The organism is Vitreoscilla filiformis (assembly GCF_002222655.1).
GTDB lineage: Bacteria > Pseudomonadota > Gammaproteobacteria > Burkholderiales > Burkholderiaceae_C > Ideonella > Ideonella filiformis.
Map to the genome: position 1 here is coordinate 2,607,916 of NZ_CP022423.1, position 17,917 is coordinate 2,625,832.

Below are 17,917 nucleotides of genomic sequence, written 5' to 3' on the forward strand. Positions count from 1 at the left end.
ATGTCTCACCCCTTGAAGTCTTTGGTACAACTGACGCTGGCGGCCTGGTTGGCCGTTGGCACGTCGGCCACACTAGCGGCTGATGTTAATCTCGCTGATTCGCCATTGTTCACGACGGTGGCGGTTCCGGGCAATTTGGCATTTGCGCTTTCGGTGGAATGGCCTACGGCCAACACCACGGCTTATTCGAGCGATCCGAAAAAAACTTACTCGGCGGCCAACACTTATGTGGGGTATTTTGACCCGGCCAAGTGTTATCGCTACAGCTACAACAGCACGACGCCAAAGAACAGTCAGTTCATCCCGCACAGCACAACTTCTTCGCAAACTTGCACCAGCTCGTCGAGTGTGCCGCTTTGGAGCGGCAACTATTTGAACTGGGCGAGTATGCAAACCATGGATGTGTTCCGGTGGGCTTTGACGGGGGGTTACCGTTCCACGGACACAGTTGGCAATACCATTCTAACGAAAATTATTGCCAAAACTCCGAACTCGACTTCGATCAACGTCACCGCACCAGATAAAACCATCACGACCAACATCACGGGAGCAACGCCTTTTAATTGGACGACTCTTACCACGGCCATACAAAATCAAGGGATTTCCATGCTCGTCACGAGCACGGCCACCCAAGTCAGTACCGTGAAGATGAGCCCTTCCACCGGGTGTAAAGTTGGCTACACTTGCATCGATACGGCGAATTACACCCCGGAAGACTACACGGGGCAAAACTCTTACGTCACATCGGATAACAGCGCTTACGCTAATCCAGCAAAAATTTATCAGATTTATATCAACGTCAGGGTTTGTGACCCTAGTGTTTCCATCGAAAGCAACTGCACCGATTACACCAGCGCAGGTTCTGGCAATTACAAACCTGAAGGGTTGATGCAGAACTATGCAGAACGCATTCGTTTCGCTACTTTCGGCTACCTGAACGACACGGACAATCCAGACCGCCGAGATGGTGGCGTGCTTCGCTCCCCGATGAAATTCATTGGCCCGAAAAAAGCCAATGCCGATGGAACCACCTCCGCCAACTCCACCCCAGAATGGGATAGCACAACGGGAATTGTATTAACTGATCCCGAGAGCAGTTTGTCCGCACAGTTTAATGGATGGACCACCTGGAGCGGATCAATCAATTACATCAATCACTTCGGACAAAGCCTCCACCGCTCCACTGAAGACGAATATCGCTATCGTCGATCAGATCCTGTTAGTGAGCTTTATTATGCTGTCACTCGCTACTACCGAAATGTCGGCAACGTGGCGTCCTACAGCGAGCTGCCGTCCAACGATTTCAGCAAGATATTGATTCTTGACGAATTCCCGATCGTCACAGACTGGAGCACAACAGCCTGGCAAAGCGGCGCCCCCGCCAGCTCGGCCGACCCCATCATTTATGCCTGCCAGAAGAACTTCATTTTGGGCATCGGTGACGTTTACGCGAACAATGACGCCAATTTACCCGGCGCACTGGACACACTAAGAGGGAAAGAAAACACCATGCCCACCGAAGTCAGCAGCGATGCGGCTTATGTGGACGTTGTCAAATCTACAAAAATGGTGGCCCAGCTTGAAGATTTAGCCGACACCCTGGCCACTGAATTTGCACCCAAATACTGCCCTCCCCCCAAAAAGGGCCAGACCATCTCCGCCACCTGTAGAAATCCGGGCACCAACAATACCTTTTACATTGCAGGACTGGCCTACGACGTTCACACAACCGACATTCGCAGCGATATTCCCGACACCCAAACCATCAGCACCTACTGGCTAGACGTGAAAGAAAACGATGTCTACGTCAGCAAGAATCCTTACTGGATGGCAGCCAAGTATGGTGGTTTCACCGTACCGTCAGGCTTTGAGCCCTACAGCGCCGGCAATGGCCCGAGCACTCTCAACCTGACCGACTGGTATAACACCACCGATACCCTTCTTTGGACTGACCCGGTCACTTTGAACGAATACTCGGATCAGCGCCCAGACAATTATTTTGCCGCTGACCAGGGCGACGTGATGGTTGCCGCCCTGAAATCTGCCTTCGCCAAAATCGCCTCCGAATTGGGCGCCGCGACCACCACCGCTTTCTCCTCTGCCACACGCAAGAGCACGACCACCGACAACGCCAACTACGCCGCCAGCTACGACCCCACCACGTGGACCGGCAAAGTGGTGGGCTCTAGCATCAGCTACGACGCCAATTTCACCCCCACCCTGACCCAAATTTGGGACGCCCGCAGCCTGCTAGAAACCACCACACCCGAAGAGCGAAAAATCATCACCTGCTGCGAAGTGACCACCGATGACGACAACGGCTCCCCCACGCAAGCCGGCTTGGCTTTCACCGTCAATGATTTGAGCAACCGGCCATTGATTTCCCGCACCTACGTGGCGTCTTTTAGTGACGTGCCAGGCGTTACATCACAATCCCGGTCTAATTTCATCGCTTACTTGCGCGGCGACCGGGATCAGGAATTGAACAAGGGCGGCGTCTATCGCAATCGAACCTACTTGCTGGGGGACATTGTGAACTCTAAGCCCACTGCGGTTGCATCGCCGTCCCGCCCTTATTACGACAGTTATAACCCCGGTTACGGTGCCTTCAAGCGCAAGTGGTCCACCCGCAGCACCGTGGTTTACATCGGCGCGAACGATGGCATGATGCACGCCTTCGATGGCTCGTTGAGCTCTACCACTCGCGGCATGGAATTGTTTGCCTACATTCCAAGCTTTGTTTACGGCAGCTCCTCAACGGCCTCGACGACTGGCTTGGCATCCCTGGGCAACCCCAGCTTCACGCACCATTATTTCGTCGATGCTACGCCGCTGTCTTTCGACATTGACCTGTCCAATACCTACAACAGCGGCACGTCCACCCCAGATTGGCGCACCGTCATCATCGGTGGCTTGGGCAAAGGCGGAAAAGGCTATTACGCCATTGATGTCACCGACCCCAGCAGTTGGACGTCTGAATCCGTGTTATCCAGCAAAGTGCTGTGGGAGTTTACTCATGAGCACATGGGTTATTCATATGGTGACGCCCACGTCGTCAAAACAGAAAAATATGGCTGGGTGGTGTTGCTGACATCAGGCTATAACAACGACGATGGTAAGGGTTATCTGTTTGTGGTCAACCCCAAAACAGGCGCCCTGCTGGAAGCGATTGCCACCCCGGATTCGGCCACCACGCCCGTCAATTTCGGACAAATGCGCTCGTTCATCCCGAACGTGGCCGATTACACCGCCGACGCGGTTTATATCGGTGACCTGCAAGGCAATCTGTGGCGATTTGACTTGACCGGTACCCCCAATGCCTACCCCGCCCCTGTTTTGCTGGCCCAACTGCGCAGCTCCTCCGGTGACGTGCTGCCCATCACCGCATCGCCCATGATTGGTGTGGATCCGAGTACTCTCAAGCGGTATGTCATGGTCGGCACGGGCCGCTTGTTGCATAGCAGTGACATCGACAGCAACAACAACCAAACCTTCTTTGCGATGGTGGATGGAACCTACGAATCCGGGCGCTTCTACACTGCCGAAACCATCCCCGATAATTATTCGCTGCCCATCACCCGCAGCCAGCTCACCGAAGTCACCGATCTGACGCAGGGGCTGAACACAGTGAATGCAACCCCCTCCGCCATGGGTTGGTATTACGACGTGGCTGGCGGCATCACCACGGACGGCGACGTTTACAACGGCGTCGTCGCCTTCGGGGTGAACAACACCGATGACAGCTCGGCCTGTAACCCATCCGGCACCAGCGCTTATTACGCAGTGCGTTTTGCTTCGGGTGCCTCGGTGTTGGTCGGCAGCGATGGAACCACCATCGTGGATTCTGTTTTGAACGAGAGCGGCATCGTGACTGAAATCAGCGTGCAGAGCGTCAACGGCACCATTTTGGTCACGGCGGGGGACAGCTCAGGCAAAGTCACCACACTGCGCATCGGCACCGTGGCCAACGCCACGCAACGGCTCAACTGGCGCGAGATTTCAACGATTGACTGACCGTCGTTCCGGGGCTTGGGGTGCAGCAGGCACCCTGGCCCTGCACCTGCTGGGGTGGCAGGTGGCGCAAACATCCGAGTGGGCCGCGCCCCCTGCGGCGCAACCCGCCCCCGGTGAAGTGGTGATGGTGCGCTGGCTGCCCCCTGAAATCAGCCCGGGGGACGTGGCTCAAGCGTTACCCCTGCCCGCGCCGGCGCTGCCACAACCCCCGGTCGAGGATCCCGCGCCCCCGCAGCCAGCTCCCACGCCCCCACCCACTTGGACGGAACCGGACACCGCCGGTCTGCCCGAACCCGGTGTCCAAGACTCGCCGCCCTCCCGCTCGCACGACAGCGTGGACAGCCCCGCATTGCCCGTGACCGCCCCAGATTTCGGCGCCGTTTTGCTCCAACCCAGCAGCGGGCAACCGATTCACCTGCGCCTGCACATTGATGACCACGGAACCGTGACCGACGTGCTCATCTTGGAATGCTCGCCCGAAGACGAACCGTTCGCGGCTCAAATCGCCACGGTGCTCCAGCAAACACCCCATGTGCCCGCCCGCCGCGACGGGCGCAACGTCGCCTCGACCAAGGACATTTGGCTGCAACTCAACCCTGTGCTGGAGCGACGACCCTTGCGTTGAGCACAGCACCGTGACACATCGCCTACACTTCTGAACGCCTGCTCAGGCATCCATCGAGATCCTGCCAACCGGAGAACTGCCCCATGTCAAAACTGCTGAGCGACAACGATTTCGAAACCGCCGCCTTCATCCTCGAATGCGAAGTGGCCGCCATTCGGGCGGTCGCCGAAGTCGAGAGTGCCGGTGCCGGTTTTCTGAGCAACGGGTTGGCCAAAATCCTGTTTGAAGGCCACATCTTTTACAAGTACACCTCGGGCGCTTACGCTACCAGCAACCCGACGATTTGTTATTCCCGCTGGACCACCAAGTTTTACAAGGGTGGCGCCGCTGAATACGATCGTCTGCGCGAAGCCGAGGCCCTGAACCGGACGGCGGCTCGCATGTCCGCCAGCTACGGCAAGTTCCAGATCATGGGCTTCAACTATGGCATCTGCGGCTTCAACAACGTGGATGAGTTTTATGACGCGATGCAAAACACCGAAGCCGACCAACTGAACGCCTTCTGCGAATTCATCAAGTCCAACAACCTGGTGCCAGCCCTGCAAAACCGCAACTGGGCCCAATTCGCCCGGGTTTACAACGGCCCCGAATACGCCCGCAACGCCTACGACACCAAGCTGGCCGCCGCCTACGCCAAATACGCCGCCATGGCGTGATCCCCATGGGTTGGCACGGCCATCTTGAGCTGCACTACCGCCGGCAAGGTGCGCGCACCATCGCCCTGGATCGGCACGACGGGCCGCTGCGCGTCTTGCAACGGCTGTACCCGGAAGGGGAAGGCATCTGCCACCATGTGCTGGTGCATCCGCCCGGGGGCATCGTCGGGGGGGACACACTGGCGGTCGATGTGCGCCAAGATCCCGGCACCCATGCGGTGATCACCACGCCCAGCGCCACCCGGTTTTACCGCAGCGCGGGGCCAGTGGCGGTGCAGCAAGTTCGCGCCCACGTGGCCCAAGATGCTCGGCTGGAGTGGCTCCCCTTGGAGAGCATCGCCTACAACGCCTGCCAAGCCCGCAACGAGTTGCACTTTGACTTGGCCCCCGGTGCCCAGATGCTGGGCTGGGACATGCTGGCCCTGGGCCTGCCCGCTGCGGGCTTGGCATTCGAACAAGGCTGTGTCACCCAGCATGTGGAGTGGCCGGGCGTGTGGCTTGAACGCGGCCACCTGGACGCCCGCGACACGCTGTTGCTGGACAGCCCCGTGGGCCTGGCCGGCCAGCGCGTGATGGGCACGGTGTGGCTGGCCACGGGCAGCGCATGGCCCGCCGCGCAGCGGGCCGAACTGTTGGAGCTGACCCGCACGCACATCGCGGCCAGCCCCTTGGCGGCCCGCGTGGGGGTGACGAGTCCGAACGAACGCCTCATCGTCTGCCGCAGCTTGGCGCCCATGGTCGAGCCCGTGTTTGCGCTGTGGCAATCGATTCGGGCGCTGTGGCGGCAGCAAGCCTGGGGCTTGGCCCCTGTCGCGCCGCGCATTTGGGCAATGTGACGCTCAGCGAGGAATCAGCCAACGGCGCATGTCCTGGGCGGCCACGACGCCGCTGGCCATCACCGCTGTCAGCAGATAGCCGCCCGTGGGCGCTTCCCAATCGAGCATTTCCCCCGCACACCACACGCCGGGGCAGGGCTGAAGCATCAAGCCCGACGTCAGGTCTTCCAGACGCACACCGCCGGCGGTGCTGATCGCTTCATCGAGCGGTCGCATCGCTGTGAGCGTCAACGGCAGGGCTTTGATGCGCTGAGCCAAAGCGGCGGGCGTTTGAATGAGCTGCTGCCAGGCCGCAGCGTCCAGCCCTTCCCGCAACAAACCCGCTTTGACGCCACTCAGCCCCGCCTGTTCCTTGAGGTGATTGGCCCAACTGCGCGAACCCCGCCCCCGTGCCAGTGCGGTGCGCAGTTCGTCCACCGTGCGGTGGGGCAGCAGATCGAGGGTGACATCACACCGCCCTTGTGCCAACAGCGTTTCGCGCAGTCGGGCGCTGGCCGCGTACACCAGCGAGCCCTCCAGCCCGGTGGCGGTGAGCACACATTCCCCCAGTCGATCAAACGGCGCTTGCCCGTCACCATCGAAGCGCAGGCGCACGTTTTTCAGCGGTGATCCGGCGTACTTTTCGGCCAGATGGGGGCTCCATGCCAGGTCGAAACCACAATTAGCGGGGCGCAGCGGGGCCACACCGACACCCACCTCGCTCAAGGGCCCAACCCAAGCCCCATCCGACCCCAACCGTGCCCAACTGGCACCACCCAGCGCCAGCAGCACAGCGTCCGCGTGGCAGGTCACGGGGCCATGAGGGGTGTTGAAACTCAGGGCGTGCTGACCGTTGGCATCGGCCCTCAGCCCATCGCCTTGCCAGCGATGGCGCATGTGGAACCGCACCCCATCCTCCCGCAACCGGTGCAACCAAGCCCGCAGCAGCGGCGCCGCTTTCATGGCTTCGGGAAAGACTTTGCCGGAACTGCCCACAAACGTGGTGATCCCCAGCGTTTGTGCCCAGTCTCGCAGGGATTGGGGGCCCAGCACGTCGAGCCACGCGGCCACCTGCGGAGCGCGTTCCCCGTAACGGCTGACAAATTGGGGCAGAGGCTCGGCGTGGGTGAGGTTCAACCCCCCCTTGCCGGCCAGCAAGAACTTGCGTCCCACCGAGGGCATGGCGTCGAACACATGCACGTCGGGCGGAACTTCGGAAGAGGCAGTGGCGTGGCGCAGGTGCTGGGCCGCCATGAGCCCCGCCGGGCCGGCCCCGACGATGGCGATCAGCGGCGCAGCAGCGGTGCGACGAATTGGAGAAAGGAACGTGTCTGGCATGAGGAGGCGCAGTCTATGCCAGGTGCCGGTTGCCCCACGACACGGAATTGGGCCGCGCCAGGCGCCAAACGCGGTTCGGTTTCGATCAGCAAGGCCCGTAGCACGTCGGGATCGTCCGGCAAGCGGCAGCGTTCACCGGCGACCAAGTAGCGATCGTCATCGCAACCCGGCCAAGTCAGCCACAGCGCCCCGGCGCTGACTTCCAGCATCAGGCGCTGGCCCGATGCACCGCGAATCCAACGTGGATCAAGGCGCATCGCTTGGCCAGGTGGCAGCAAAGTGATGTCAGACCCGCCCAGGAACCGGGCGGTGCGATCGGTGGAGGTAGGCTGTGTGTTCATGGCCCTGACCTTAGGCCGTACAAACCCGGCCGCCTAGCCACAGTCACGCCGTCTGACAGGGCACCAGCCCAGGGGAAACGGCCACCTGTATTGTCCATAGAAGGGTGCATCTGTACTGCAACAGCCGATACAGAGGCTCGCACAATCAGGCCACATGGACACTTCGTTTTCCGATGCCCCCACCCCGCTCTATCGCCAACTCTGTGACCGGGTGAGCGCCCTGATTCACAGTGGCGCCCTGCGCAAAGGCGACAAACTCGCCTCCGTGCGCGAGATGGCACGCCAGCAGGGCATGGCGCAGTCCACGGTGTTGCAAGCCTATCGGGCGCTGGAAGATCGCCGCTTGATTGAGGCCCGGCCTCGCTCGGGCTATTTTGTGGCGGTATCTGCCCCGGCGGCGAGCAAAGTGGCGCGGCGCGCCCCTGCGCTGGCGGTGCCCGCGATCACGACCCCGCCGGCAGATTCCCGCTCGGTCGATGTCAGCCGGCTGGTCGAACAGGTGATGAGCGCAGCGGTGGACGAGCGTTTCATCAGCTTCGGCGCCGCGTGCCCGACCGACGATCTGTTTCCCCCCGAACGGCTGCGCAAAGCCATGAGCCGGGCACTGCAACAGCACGCTGACTCCCTCAGCCACTACCCGTTTGCCCCGGGCATCCGGCCCTTGCGCGAGGTGATCGCCCGCCGCGCACTGGGCATGGGCTGCACCCTCGATCCGGAGCGCATCCTCATCACCAATGGCTGCCTGGAATCGATCAGCCTGTGCTTGCGAGCGGTGACCCAACCGGGGGATGTGGTGGCCATTGAGTCGCCCGCCTATTTCGGTCTGTTACAAATCATGGAGAGTTTGGGGCTGCGGGCGCTGGAAATCCCCACCCACCCGCGCACCGGCCTGTCGGTGCCCGCCCTGCAACTGGCGTTGGACACCCAGCCGGTGAAAGCGGTGTTGCTGGTGCCGACGCTGTCCAACCCCCTGGGCTCGGTCATGCCGCTGGGCGCCCGGCGTGAACTGGCCCGCCTGGCGCGTGAGCACGATCTGCCCATCATTGAAGACGCGCTTTACAACGATTTGTGCCCCCGTGCCGAAGGGCGGCGAGCCATCAAATCGTTCGACACGACGGGGCATGTGCTGCTGTGCTCGTCCTACTCCAAAACGGTGGCGCCGGGGCTGCGCCTGGGCTGGGTGGAAGCCGGGCGCTGGAGCAGCGAAGTGCAGCGGCTCAAATCGACCCTGAGCGGCGGCCACACCGAGCTGCTCGAATGGGCCATGACGGAGCTGCTCGACCAAGTTCAGCACGAACCCGCCTTGCGCCAATTGCGTGCCACCGTGGCCGAACGCATGGCGCAAGCGCGCGCAAGCTCATCGCCCACAGCTTCCCGGCAGGCACCCGCATGACCTGCCCAGAAGGCGGCTACATCCTCTGGCTGGAACTGCCCGACGGCTTGAGCGGCCTGGCGCTGCACGAAGCCGCTCTGGCCGAGCGCATCTGCATCGCCCCCGGCGCGATGTTCAGCACCAGCCAGCGTTATGACCACTGCGTGCGCCTCGGGCTGGGCAAGGGATGGGGGCCCGCCGAGCAACAGGCGTTGCAGCGGGTGGGCCACATTGCGTGTGCGTTGCTGGACGTTCAACGCCGCCGCCTCCTCGCTGCTTGAAGCACGACCCAGGATGAGGCAGCCCCCGGCTCGGACATGCGCAGCGGTAGATAATCAGCCGCTTCGACTTTGCGAGTGACCATGTCCAGCCCTGCAAGCGTCCGCGTCGCCCTGGCACAAATCAACGCCACCGTCGGCGATCTGGCGGGCAATGCCCAGCGCATCCTCCAAGCGGCCCGTGAGGCTTTTGAACAAGGGTCGCGGCTCGTGGTCACCCCCGAGTTGGCCCTCACCGGTTATCCCCCTGAAGATTTGCTGCTGCGTCCGGCGTTCATGGCGGCTTGTGCGCAGCACCTGCAAACACTGGCCGAACAATTGGCGGATTGCCCTGGGCTGCACGTGGTGGTCGGCCATCCGCACGCAGAAACGCCCGATGTGCGTTCACGCTCACACGCGGCGCCGCGTCGCTTCAACGCTGCGTCCGTGCTCAGCGAAGGCCACATTGTGGCCACCTATGCCAAGCGGGATCTGCCGAACTACCAGGTGTTCGACGAACGCCGCTACTTTGCTTCGGGCCGCGATGCCGGCTTGGGCCCCGTGGTGTTTGACGTGCAAGGCGTGCGCTTTGGCCTCTTGATTTGCGAAGACGCTTGGCTGGAAGAACCCGCCGCTGCCGCCTGTGCAGCAGGCGCCCAGGTGTTGTGTGTGCTCAACGCCTCGCCCTTCCACATCGACAAGCACGACGAGCGCGAAGAACGCATGGCCGCACGCGCCCAGGCCACGGGTTGCGCCCTGCTCTACTCGCACTTGGTGGGTGGGCAGGATGAAATCATTTTCGATGGCGCATCGTTCGGGGTGGATGCCCAGGGCATCGTCCAAACCCGGGCGCCGGCCTTCGATCCCGACAGCCTGTTGTTGGACGTCACCGCCGCCGGCGCGGTGAGCGGCCCTCTGGCACCGATTCCGCCGCTAGAAGAACAAGTGTGGCGTGCGCTGGTCTTGGGCGTGCGGGACTACTTGGGCAAAAACGGTTTTCCAGGCGCCATCATCGGTCTGTCCGGTGGGGTGGATTCGGCGTTGGTGCTGGCCGTGGCCGTCGAAGCCCTCGGCGCCGACAAGGTGCGCGCCGTGATGATGCCCTCGCCCTACACCGCCGACATTTCGTGGATCGACGCCCGTGACATGGCCGCCCGCCTGGGTGTGCGCTACGACGAAATTGGCATCACGCCCATGTTCGAAGCGTTCAACCACGCTTTGGCCCCGCAGTTCACGGGGCTGGCTGAAGATGCCACGGAAGAGAACATCCAAGCGCGCATTCGGGGCACGCTGTTGATGGCCCTGTCCAACAAAACCGGCGCCATCGTGCTGACAACCGGCAACAAAAGCGAGATGGTCACCGGTTACTGCACGTTGTATGGGGACATGGCCGGCGGCTTTGCCGTCATCAAAGACGTGGCCAAAACCCTGGTTTATCGCCTGTGCCTGTGGAAGAACCAACAGGGCGGCCTGCTGGCCGATGGCACGATCGGTGAAGTCATCCCCGAACGCATCATCACGCGCCCGCCTTCGGCTGAACTGCGCCCCGACCAGAAAGACCAAGACAGTTTGCCACCCTACGAGGTGCTTGACGCCATCTTGGCTCGCTACATGGAAGAGGATCAGAGCATCGAAGACATCGTCGCTGCCGGCTTCGACCGGGCCGATGTGGAACGTGTAACACGCCTCATCAAAATCAACGAATACAAGCGCCGCCAAGCCCCCGTGGGCATTCGAATCACCCACCGGGGTTTCGGGCGTGATTGGCGTTACCCAATCACCTCGAAGTTCCGTGCTTAAATCCCGCTCATCCTTTTCGTTTCCCCCGACTCATCGCGGAGTACAACCATGAAGCAGATCACCGCCATCATCAAACCGTTCAAGCTCGAAGAAGTCCGCGAAGCGCTGGCCGAAGTGGGCGTTTCCGGCCTGACCGTGACCGAAGTGAAGGGCTTTGGCCGTCAAAAGGGTCACACCGAGCTGTACCGTGGCGCCGAGTACGTGGTGGACTTTCTGCCCAAGGTCAAGCTCGAAGCCGTGGTCAAGGATGGCGACGTGGAGCGTGCCATCGAGGTGATCGTCAAGGCAGCCAAGACCGGCAAGATCGGTGACGGCAAGATTTTCGTCACCCCGGTGGAGCAAGTGGTGCGCATCCGCACCGGCGAAACCGACGAATCCGCCGTTTGATCGCCTGAGCCCAAGGCTCAGATGCGGGCGTAACAGCCCGCCTGACCGGGGGGCTCGCTCATGCGCGCCAGCGTGTGCAGCATGTCCACCGGGTCGGTGCCGACGGTCAGCATGCTCTGCTGCTCGGTATCGACAAAACCGGCCGCCTGCGTGCGTTGCATGAACGCCAGCAGCGGGTCATAGAAGCCTGCCACGTTGAGCAACCCGATGGGTTGCTGGTGGTAGCCGAGGTGGCGCCACGTCCACACCTCGAACAACTCCTCGAACGTGCCGATGCCACCCGGCAGCGCCAAGAAAGCGTGCGCCATTTCGGCCATGCGCTTTTTGCGCTCATGCATGGTGTGAACCACGTGCAGTTCACTGAGCTGGCGGTGTCCGACTTCCCGCTGCATCAGCCGCTCTGGAATCACACCGACCACCCGGCCCCCGGCTTCCAGCGTCGCGTTGGCCACTTCGCCCATCAAGCCGACATTGCCACCGCCATACACCAATTGCCAGCCCTGGCGGCCAATCTCGTGCCCCAGTGCCACAGCGGCTTGGGTAAAGCGCTCATCTTGACCGTGGCGCGAGCCACAGTAGACACAGAGCGAAAACGTCACGGGTTGACTCATACCTCAGGCCCCCAACAGGCGTTGCCACAGTGCTGCGCCCCAAATACCGGCACACAGCAGGAGTGAGAGAAAGACAGCCGCACTGGCGATGTCTTTGGCACGTGCGGCCAACTCGTGGAGTTCGAAACCGACGCGATCGACCACAGCTTCGACCGCAGAATTCAGCAATTCCACAATCAACACCGCCAGCACCGAGCCGGCCAACAAAGCCACTTCGACCCAGGTGCGCCCCAGCCACCAAGCGCAAGGCAGCAACACCACAGCCAGCCAAGTTTCTTGGCGAAACGCACTTTCACCGGTGTAAGCCTTGCGCAGCCCGGCCCATGAATAGCCCGCTGCGTGGATCACACGATCCAAACCCGTGCGCCCTTTGTGAGGATTGGTCTGTGACATGACAAACATCTTCAGGCGCCAGCGCGCCCTTTCTTAGGACGGGGTGCAGGGCGCCAAGTGACCAGGCGCGTGCCGCACAGCACGTCATGGAAAAACTGCCGATCCGGACGCAAGCGCGCCAACCCAGCATATGTGACGACCCCGACAGACAACGCTGCCGCAAAAGCGGCGCTGTCCTTGAGCCCAGCAGCCCAGAGTGCCACCAACGCCGGCAGAAACCACAGCCAAGCCAAGAGATAACGCGCCACGGCTTGAGGCCAGGACAGCGCCCGCCCCGAAGCATTCACCACACGGACGTGCCACGCTTTCATGGCCACGGTCTGCCCTCCGCGCACCCAAAAACCGGCAAAGTAAACCCCGAGCACCACGAACAAAAACACTTGCAGGCCCAATTTGCCATGCAATGCATGATCCATGCGCGTGAGCACGGAGTACAGCAAGCCAGCGATCATCAAAACCCCGAACAGCAACACCCCCTCGTACAGGAAGGCCGCCAACCGGCGCCAAACAGGGGGCGTCGGTGCTTGCTTCAGGGCCTGGATCTCGTCCAAATCCGACATCCACGCAACTCCATTAATTGACCACGGAGGCCACCGCCGAAGCCGCCACAGGCACTGCGGCCACCACACTCGACGCTGCCGACGCGGCCCCCACAACCGGAGAGGAGGCCACCGCCGCCGATGAAGCCGCTGGACTCACCGCAGATGCAGCACCTGCCCGAGCCACCACAGGCGGCTTGTGCGGTGCTGCCACACCCGCAGCCTGTGGGCCGTGCTTGGGTAGCAGGGTTGAACGATCCACCATGCCCGGGCCAGCGGCGATTTTAGGTTGACCCGCTTTCTGGTGATCAGGCGGAGAGGGCTGCTTGACCCCGACCCATTGAGTGGTCACGCCTGGCCGCGCCTGAACCACGGACGGTGCGACAGGTCGCAAGGCAAGCACCGCTGGCACTGGCGCTTCTTTCACCACATTGGACTTAGGAACCATCGCCCCCAACGGTGCCTTGCGCAACAGATGCGTTGGCGACGCCATCGGTGCCGAAGCAGGTGCCGAAGCAGCTCGCGCAGCTTTGGCTGCCAAAGCCTGGCGCTCCTCTGGCGGCAGGGCTTGGTAGGCTTCCCAGCGTGCTTGTTTGTCCACACCGCCCCATTGGCGGAATTGCTGGAAATTCAGCCGGGCCTCTGTGCGCTGCTCTGGACTCAGGCGGGCCCACTCGCGCATGCGCTCATGCACCCGCTGTTGCTGTTCAGCAGACATGGTCGGCAGCTTGCCCGCAATTTCGATCCACTTGTGCTGCACCGCAGGTGCCAGGCGCGACCATTCAACAGCGAGAGGCGCCAACGTGGTGCGTTGCTGCATCGACAACGCTCCCCAAGTCACCGGGGCGATGGGCTGAACGCCCTGCGCATGCACGCCCTGCCCACAAACCAGCGCCACCGCGCAAGCGGCTGCCACAGCAGCTTGGTGCCAGCGTCGTGTCATCTCACTCCTGTGGGTGCTTGAGGAATTCAACAAAGCCAGGGTCACGGTAGGCGCCAACCGGCAAATCGTCTGCCAACAAGGCCACATCGACTTCAGCGGTTGCATGGATCTGCGCCCGGTCATACCCATGATCGATGGCCAGCAAACCCATCCCCAGCACGATGAACGGCACCACAACCGCTAAACGCCCCACCCACTTGGGCGCTGAGGGCCATGCCAGCGTCGACAAGCCAACGCGAATCGGGGAAGCCGCCACCGGTGCGGCCTGGAGGGCAGCCGCACGGCGCTGGCGCGCACGTGCCAGCGCCTGCTCTCGGGCAAAACGCAAGCGTGCTTCAATGTCATGGTCGGATTGCAAACTGCGCTCGGTCAGTGCGGCTCCAAGGCGGGCGCCCAGCCGATCTTCCGCGCTGCCCAGCTCGGCCTGCGCAGCACCCGTGCGACGGGCCACCGTTTGTGAAGTATTCGAAAAATTCATGATGAGATTCCCCTGGCCTTGAGGGATTTGGCCAGCGCGTGGACGGCACGCGAACAATGGGTCTTGACGCTCCCCTCGGAGCAACCCATGGCCGTGGCTGTCTCGGCGACATCCAATTCTTCCCAGTAACGCAGCAAAAACGCTTCCCGTTGACGCCCCGGCAGCTTCTGCACCTCTTCTTCGATGAGCAGTAGCACCTGCTGACGGGCCACGGTGTCCGCAGCACTTTCCGCGCCGAGAGCCCCCTCAACCGACACCAGCGATTCCAACAGGTCAAAGTCTTCGCCTTCGTCTGAGCCCTCAAAGTCGGAAAGGTTCTGCATCACCGCGCCACGCACTTTTTGGCGGCGAAACCAGTCTGTCGTGGCGTTCGACAAGATACGCTGAAACAGCAATGGCAATTCTGCGGCCGGTCGGTCGGCGTAGCGATCCGCCAGACGGATCATGGCGTCTTGCACGATATCCAGCGCACCGTCCTCGTCCCGCACAGCGTAGACGGTGCGCTTGAAGGCACGTTTTTCAACGCTTTTGAGGAAATCTGTGAGTTCTTTGTCGGTGGCCAAGGGAGCGTGGCGGGCCACGCGGCCCAAGACAATGCAAGCTTTCCATTATCGCATCGCAGCTTGCACGGGGCTGAGCCATGCCATGGCTTGATGCAAGGATGCAATAATGCGCGTTCGCACGGATTGTGCGACTGGATCTTGAAGGCCCGTCCGACCGCGGGCGCCGGCCATTATTGATCGCGCAGGCTCCGATTCCACCTCACGAGGGCGCGAGGAGGGGCACCGAAGGTTTTTCGTCAGAGAAATTCACAGAGGTTCTTGAATGGACATGTCTAGCGCGGATGTCAAGCGCGCCCCAGCGGCGCAACCGCAAAACGCTTCCCCCGCCGTGGAATTGAACGGCTCCGAAATTCTGGTGCAGGCCCTGGTGGCCGAAGGCGTCAAGCATGTCTGGGGCTACCCAGGCGGCTCGGTGCTGTACATCTACGACGCACTTTACAAGCAAGAATCCATCCAGCACGTTTTGGTGCGCCACGAGCAGGCCGCCGTTCACGCGGCTGACGGCTTTGCCCGCGCCACGGGTGAAGTGGGCGTGGCCCTGGTCACCTCCGGCCCCGGCGTCACCAATGCGGTGACGGGCATCGCCACGGCCTACATGGACTCGATCCCCATGGTGGTGATCACCGGCCAGGTGCCGACCGCCGCCATCGGTTTGGACGCTTTCCAAGAATGTGACACCGTCGGCATCACCCGCCCCATCGTCAAGCACAACTTCTTGGTGAAGGATGTGCGCGACTTGGCGCTGACGCTGAAGAAAGCCTTCCACATCGCCCGCACCGGTCGCCCTGGCCCGGTGGTGGTGGACATCCCCAAGGACGTGTCGCTCAAAACCGCGATGTTCAGCGAGGCCGAATACCGCGAGCCGGTGTCGATGCGCTCCTACAACCCGGTGAAGAAGGGCCACGGCGGTCAGATCCGCAAGGCCGTGCAACTGCTGCTGCAAGCCAAGCGTCCTTATATCTACACCGGCGGCGGTGTGGTGCTGGGCAATGCGTCGGCTGAGCTGCGCGAGCTGTGCGATCTGCTGGGCTACCCCGTCACCAACACGCTGATGGGTTTGGGCGCCATTTCGGCCACCGATCCGAAGTTCCTGGGCATGCTGGGCATGCACGGCACCTACGAAGCCAACATGACCATGCAGCACTGCGACGTGCTGTTGGCCGTGGGCGCACGCTTCGATGACCGCGTGATCGGCAACCCGGCGCACTTCGCCGAGGTCGAGCGCAAGATCATCCATGTGGACATCGACCCGTCTTCGATCTCCAAGCGCGTGAAGGTGGACATTCCCATCGTCGGCGATGTCAAGGAAGTGCTGCACGAGCTGATCGTTCAGATCCGCGAAGCCCAAGCCAAGCCGGACGCTGCCGCGCTGGGCCACTGGTGGAACCAAATCAACGACTGGCGCTCACGCGATTGCCTGAACTTCAAGCGCAGCGACGAGGTCATCAAGCCGCAACATGTGGTGCAAACGCTGTGGGAGCTGACCCGTGGCACCGACACCTACGTCACTTCCGACGTGGGTCAGCACCAAATGTGGGCGGCGCAGTTCTACAAGTTTGGCGAGCCGCGCCGCTGGATCAACTCCGGCGGCCTGGGCACCATGGGTGTGGGCCTGCCGTACGCGATGGGCATCAAGCTGGCCAAGCCGGACGCAGACGTGTTCTGCATCACCGGCGAAGGCTCGATCCAGATGAACATCCAAGAGCTTTCGACCTGCCAGCAGTACAACACGCCGGTGAAGATCATTGCGCTCAACAACCGCTACCTGGGCATGGTGCGCCAGTGGCAAGAGCTGATCTACGAAGGCCGCTACGCCCACAGCTACATGGACGCGCTGCCGGACTTCGTCAAGCTCGCCCAAGCCTATGGTCACATCGGTCTGAAGATCGAGCGGCCGTCGGAAGTGGAGCCGGCGCTGCGTGAAATGCTCAAGGAAAAGAACCGCACCTTCTTCCTCGACGTTCGCACCGACCCGACCGAAAACGTCTGGCCGATGGTGCAAGCCGGCATGGGCATCACCGAGATGCTGTTGGGTTCGGAAGACCTCTGATGCACCGAGGCCGTGCGCGGCCTGCCGATTCAGCGTGCGCAGTGACCGCTGCAAAACGGGTGAATCGGTGGGCGCGGCGGCCCGCATCCGACTGCTTTTGCAAGCCCATCCGCCCTTGACTTCCTGACTTCAAACGGCGTGCCAAGCGCCGCCGGCCACCCGCCGGCGTTGCGTGAGGAGCGCGCCAGGAGACTTCGCATGAAACACATCATCGCCGTTTTGCTGGAAAACGAGCCGGGCGCGCTGTCGCGCGTGGTGGCGCTGTTTTCGGCCCGTGGCTACAACATCGAGAGCCTGACCGTGGCGCCGACCGAAGACCCTTCGCTGTCGCGCATGACCATCGTCACCAAGGGCTCGGAAGAAACCATCGAACAAATCACCAAGCACCTGAACCGCTTGGTGGACGTGGTGAAGGTCGTGGACCTGACCGAAGGCAACTACAGCGAACGTGAGCTGATGCTCATCAAGGTGCGCGCCGTCGGCAAGGAACGCGAAGAGATGAAGCGCCTGGCGGACATCTTCCGTGGCCACATCATCGACGTGACCGAAAAAACCTACACCATCGAATTGACGGGTGACGCCGCCAAGCTCGACGCTTTCATTGAAGCGATCGACCGCGCCGCCATCCTCGAAACCGTTCGCACCGGCTCCAGCGGGATCGGTCGCGGCGAGCGCATTCTGCGCGTCTGATCCCCTCGCCAGGGATCGCATCCTCCCCCTCCTCCCGCAGCCTCA

General features: G+C 61.9%; 18 protein-coding genes. 10 read left to right on the forward strand and 8 right to left on the reverse strand.

The genetic code is table 11. The features are described 5' to 3' along the window. From VITFI_RS12275 to VITFI_RS12290, 4 genes are all read left to right on the forward strand, one after another. On the forward strand, positions 1-4,014 hold the full coding sequence (locus VITFI_RS12275; protein WP_089417206.1) for a pilus assembly protein: 4,014 nt from the start codon (positions 1-3) through the stop codon (positions 4,012-4,014). Beyond that, complete coding sequence (locus VITFI_RS12280) at positions 4,007-4,639, forward strand: hypothetical protein (protein WP_089417207.1); 633 nt, start codon at positions 4,007-4,009, stop codon at positions 4,637-4,639. The genes VITFI_RS12275 and VITFI_RS12280 overlap by 8 nt, the downstream gene beginning before the upstream one ends. 83 nt (positions 4,640-4,722) lie before the next feature. After that, positions 4,723-5,295 (forward strand): N-acetylmuramidase family protein, encoded by a 573-nt coding sequence (locus VITFI_RS12285; RefSeq protein ID WP_089417208.1) that lies wholly within the window; start codon positions 4,723-4,725, stop codon positions 5,293-5,295. A gap of 5 nt (positions 5,296-5,300) precedes the next feature. Then, a complete protein-coding gene (locus tag VITFI_RS12290) occupies positions 5,301-6,131 on the forward strand; it encodes an urease accessory protein UreD (RefSeq protein ID WP_089417209.1) in 831 nt (276 codons plus the stop codon). 3 nt (positions 6,132-6,134) lie between these two features. On the opposite strand, the gene VITFI_RS12295 is transcribed toward VITFI_RS12290, so the two are convergent. Together VITFI_RS12295 and VITFI_RS12300 are read right to left on the reverse strand one after the other, a co-directional pair. Continuing rightward, complete coding sequence (locus VITFI_RS12295) at positions 6,135-7,448, reverse strand: TIGR03862 family flavoprotein (RefSeq protein ID WP_089417210.1); 1,314 nt, start codon at positions 7,446-7,448, stop codon at positions 6,135-6,137. Continuing rightward, the gene (locus VITFI_RS12300) at positions 7,397-7,789 is read right to left on the reverse strand and encodes a DUF2917 domain-containing protein (RefSeq protein ID WP_089417211.1); all 393 of its coding nucleotides are present in this window, start codon (positions 7,787-7,789) and stop codon (positions 7,397-7,399) included. The genes VITFI_RS12295 and VITFI_RS12300 overlap by 52 nt, the downstream gene beginning before the upstream one ends. Before the next feature lie 154 nt (positions 7,790-7,943). Between VITFI_RS12300 and VITFI_RS12305 the strand changes: the two genes are divergently transcribed. The 4 genes from VITFI_RS12305 to VITFI_RS12315 all read left to right on the forward strand — a co-directional run bounded on the left by VITFI_RS12305 (position 7,944) and on the right by VITFI_RS12315 (position 11,605). Continuing rightward, complete coding sequence (locus VITFI_RS12305; protein ID WP_198301460.1) at positions 7,944-9,182, forward strand: aminotransferase-like domain-containing protein; 1,239 nt, start codon at positions 7,944-7,946, stop codon at positions 9,180-9,182. Beyond that, positions 9,179-9,442, forward strand: a complete 264-nt coding sequence (locus VITFI_RS18240) for a hypothetical protein (protein ID WP_198301461.1) — start codon at positions 9,179-9,181, stop codon at positions 9,440-9,442. The genes VITFI_RS12305 and VITFI_RS18240 overlap by 4 nt, the downstream gene beginning before the upstream one ends. Before the next feature lie 81 nt (positions 9,443-9,523). Beyond that, the gene (locus tag VITFI_RS12310) at positions 9,524-11,218 is read left to right on the forward strand and encodes an NAD+ synthase (RefSeq protein ID WP_089417212.1); all 1,695 of its coding nucleotides are present in this window, start codon (positions 9,524-9,526) and stop codon (positions 11,216-11,218) included. 48 nt (positions 11,219-11,266) lie between these two features. After that, positions 11,267-11,605 carry a P-II family nitrogen regulator gene (locus VITFI_RS12315; RefSeq protein ID WP_089417213.1) on the forward strand — a complete coding sequence of 113 codons (339 nt, stop codon included), beginning with the start codon at positions 11,267-11,269 and terminating at the stop codon, positions 11,603-11,605. A gap of 17 nt (positions 11,606-11,622) precedes the next feature. Here VITFI_RS12315 and VITFI_RS12320 read toward each other — a convergent pair whose 3' ends face one another. From VITFI_RS12320 to VITFI_RS12345, 6 genes are read right to left on the reverse strand one after another with little or no spacing between them, the layout of a single operon-like run. Continuing rightward, positions 11,623-12,204, reverse strand: coding sequence for an LOG family protein (locus VITFI_RS12320; protein WP_232476614.1), 582 nt, complete (start codon positions 12,202-12,204; stop codon positions 11,623-11,625). A gap of 15 nt (positions 12,205-12,219) precedes the next feature. Continuing rightward, positions 12,220-12,609 carry a diacylglycerol kinase gene (locus tag VITFI_RS12325; RefSeq protein WP_089418136.1) on the reverse strand — a complete coding sequence of 130 codons (390 nt, stop codon included), beginning with the start codon at positions 12,607-12,609 and terminating at the stop codon, positions 12,220-12,222. Positions 12,610-12,620: 11 nt separating this feature from the next. Further along, a complete protein-coding gene (locus tag VITFI_RS12330; protein ID WP_089417215.1) occupies positions 12,621-13,169 on the reverse strand; it encodes an RDD family protein in 549 nt (182 codons plus the stop codon). 13 nt (positions 13,170-13,182) lie between these two features. After that, entirely contained in the window at positions 13,183-14,091 is a 909-nt protein-coding gene (locus tag VITFI_RS12335; protein ID WP_198301462.1) for a DUF3106 domain-containing protein, read from the reverse strand. A gap of 1 nt (position 14,092) precedes the next feature. Next, positions 14,093-14,569: a DUF3619 family protein gene (locus VITFI_RS12340; RefSeq protein ID WP_089417217.1), complete on the reverse strand. Its 477-nt coding sequence runs from the start codon at positions 14,567-14,569 to the stop codon at positions 14,093-14,095. Then, positions 14,566-15,132, reverse strand: coding sequence for an RNA polymerase sigma factor (locus tag VITFI_RS12345; RefSeq protein ID WP_089418137.1), 567 nt, complete (start codon positions 15,130-15,132; stop codon positions 14,566-14,568). The genes VITFI_RS12340 and VITFI_RS12345 overlap by 4 nt, the downstream gene beginning before the upstream one ends. Before the next feature lie 268 nt (positions 15,133-15,400). On the opposite strand from VITFI_RS12345, the gene VITFI_RS12350 reads away from it, so the two are divergent. Together VITFI_RS12350 and ilvN are read left to right on the forward strand one after the other, a co-directional pair. Then, positions 15,401-17,182, forward strand: coding sequence for an acetolactate synthase 3 catalytic subunit (locus VITFI_RS12350; protein ID WP_198301759.1), 1,782 nt, complete (start codon positions 15,401-15,403; stop codon positions 17,180-17,182). A gap of 198 nt (positions 17,183-17,380) precedes the next feature. Then, positions 17,381-17,872 (forward strand): acetolactate synthase small subunit, encoded by a 492-nt coding sequence (ilvN, locus tag VITFI_RS12355; RefSeq protein WP_089417219.1) that lies wholly within the window; start codon positions 17,381-17,383, stop codon positions 17,870-17,872. The last annotated feature ends 45 nt before the right edge of the window (positions 17,873-17,917 follow it).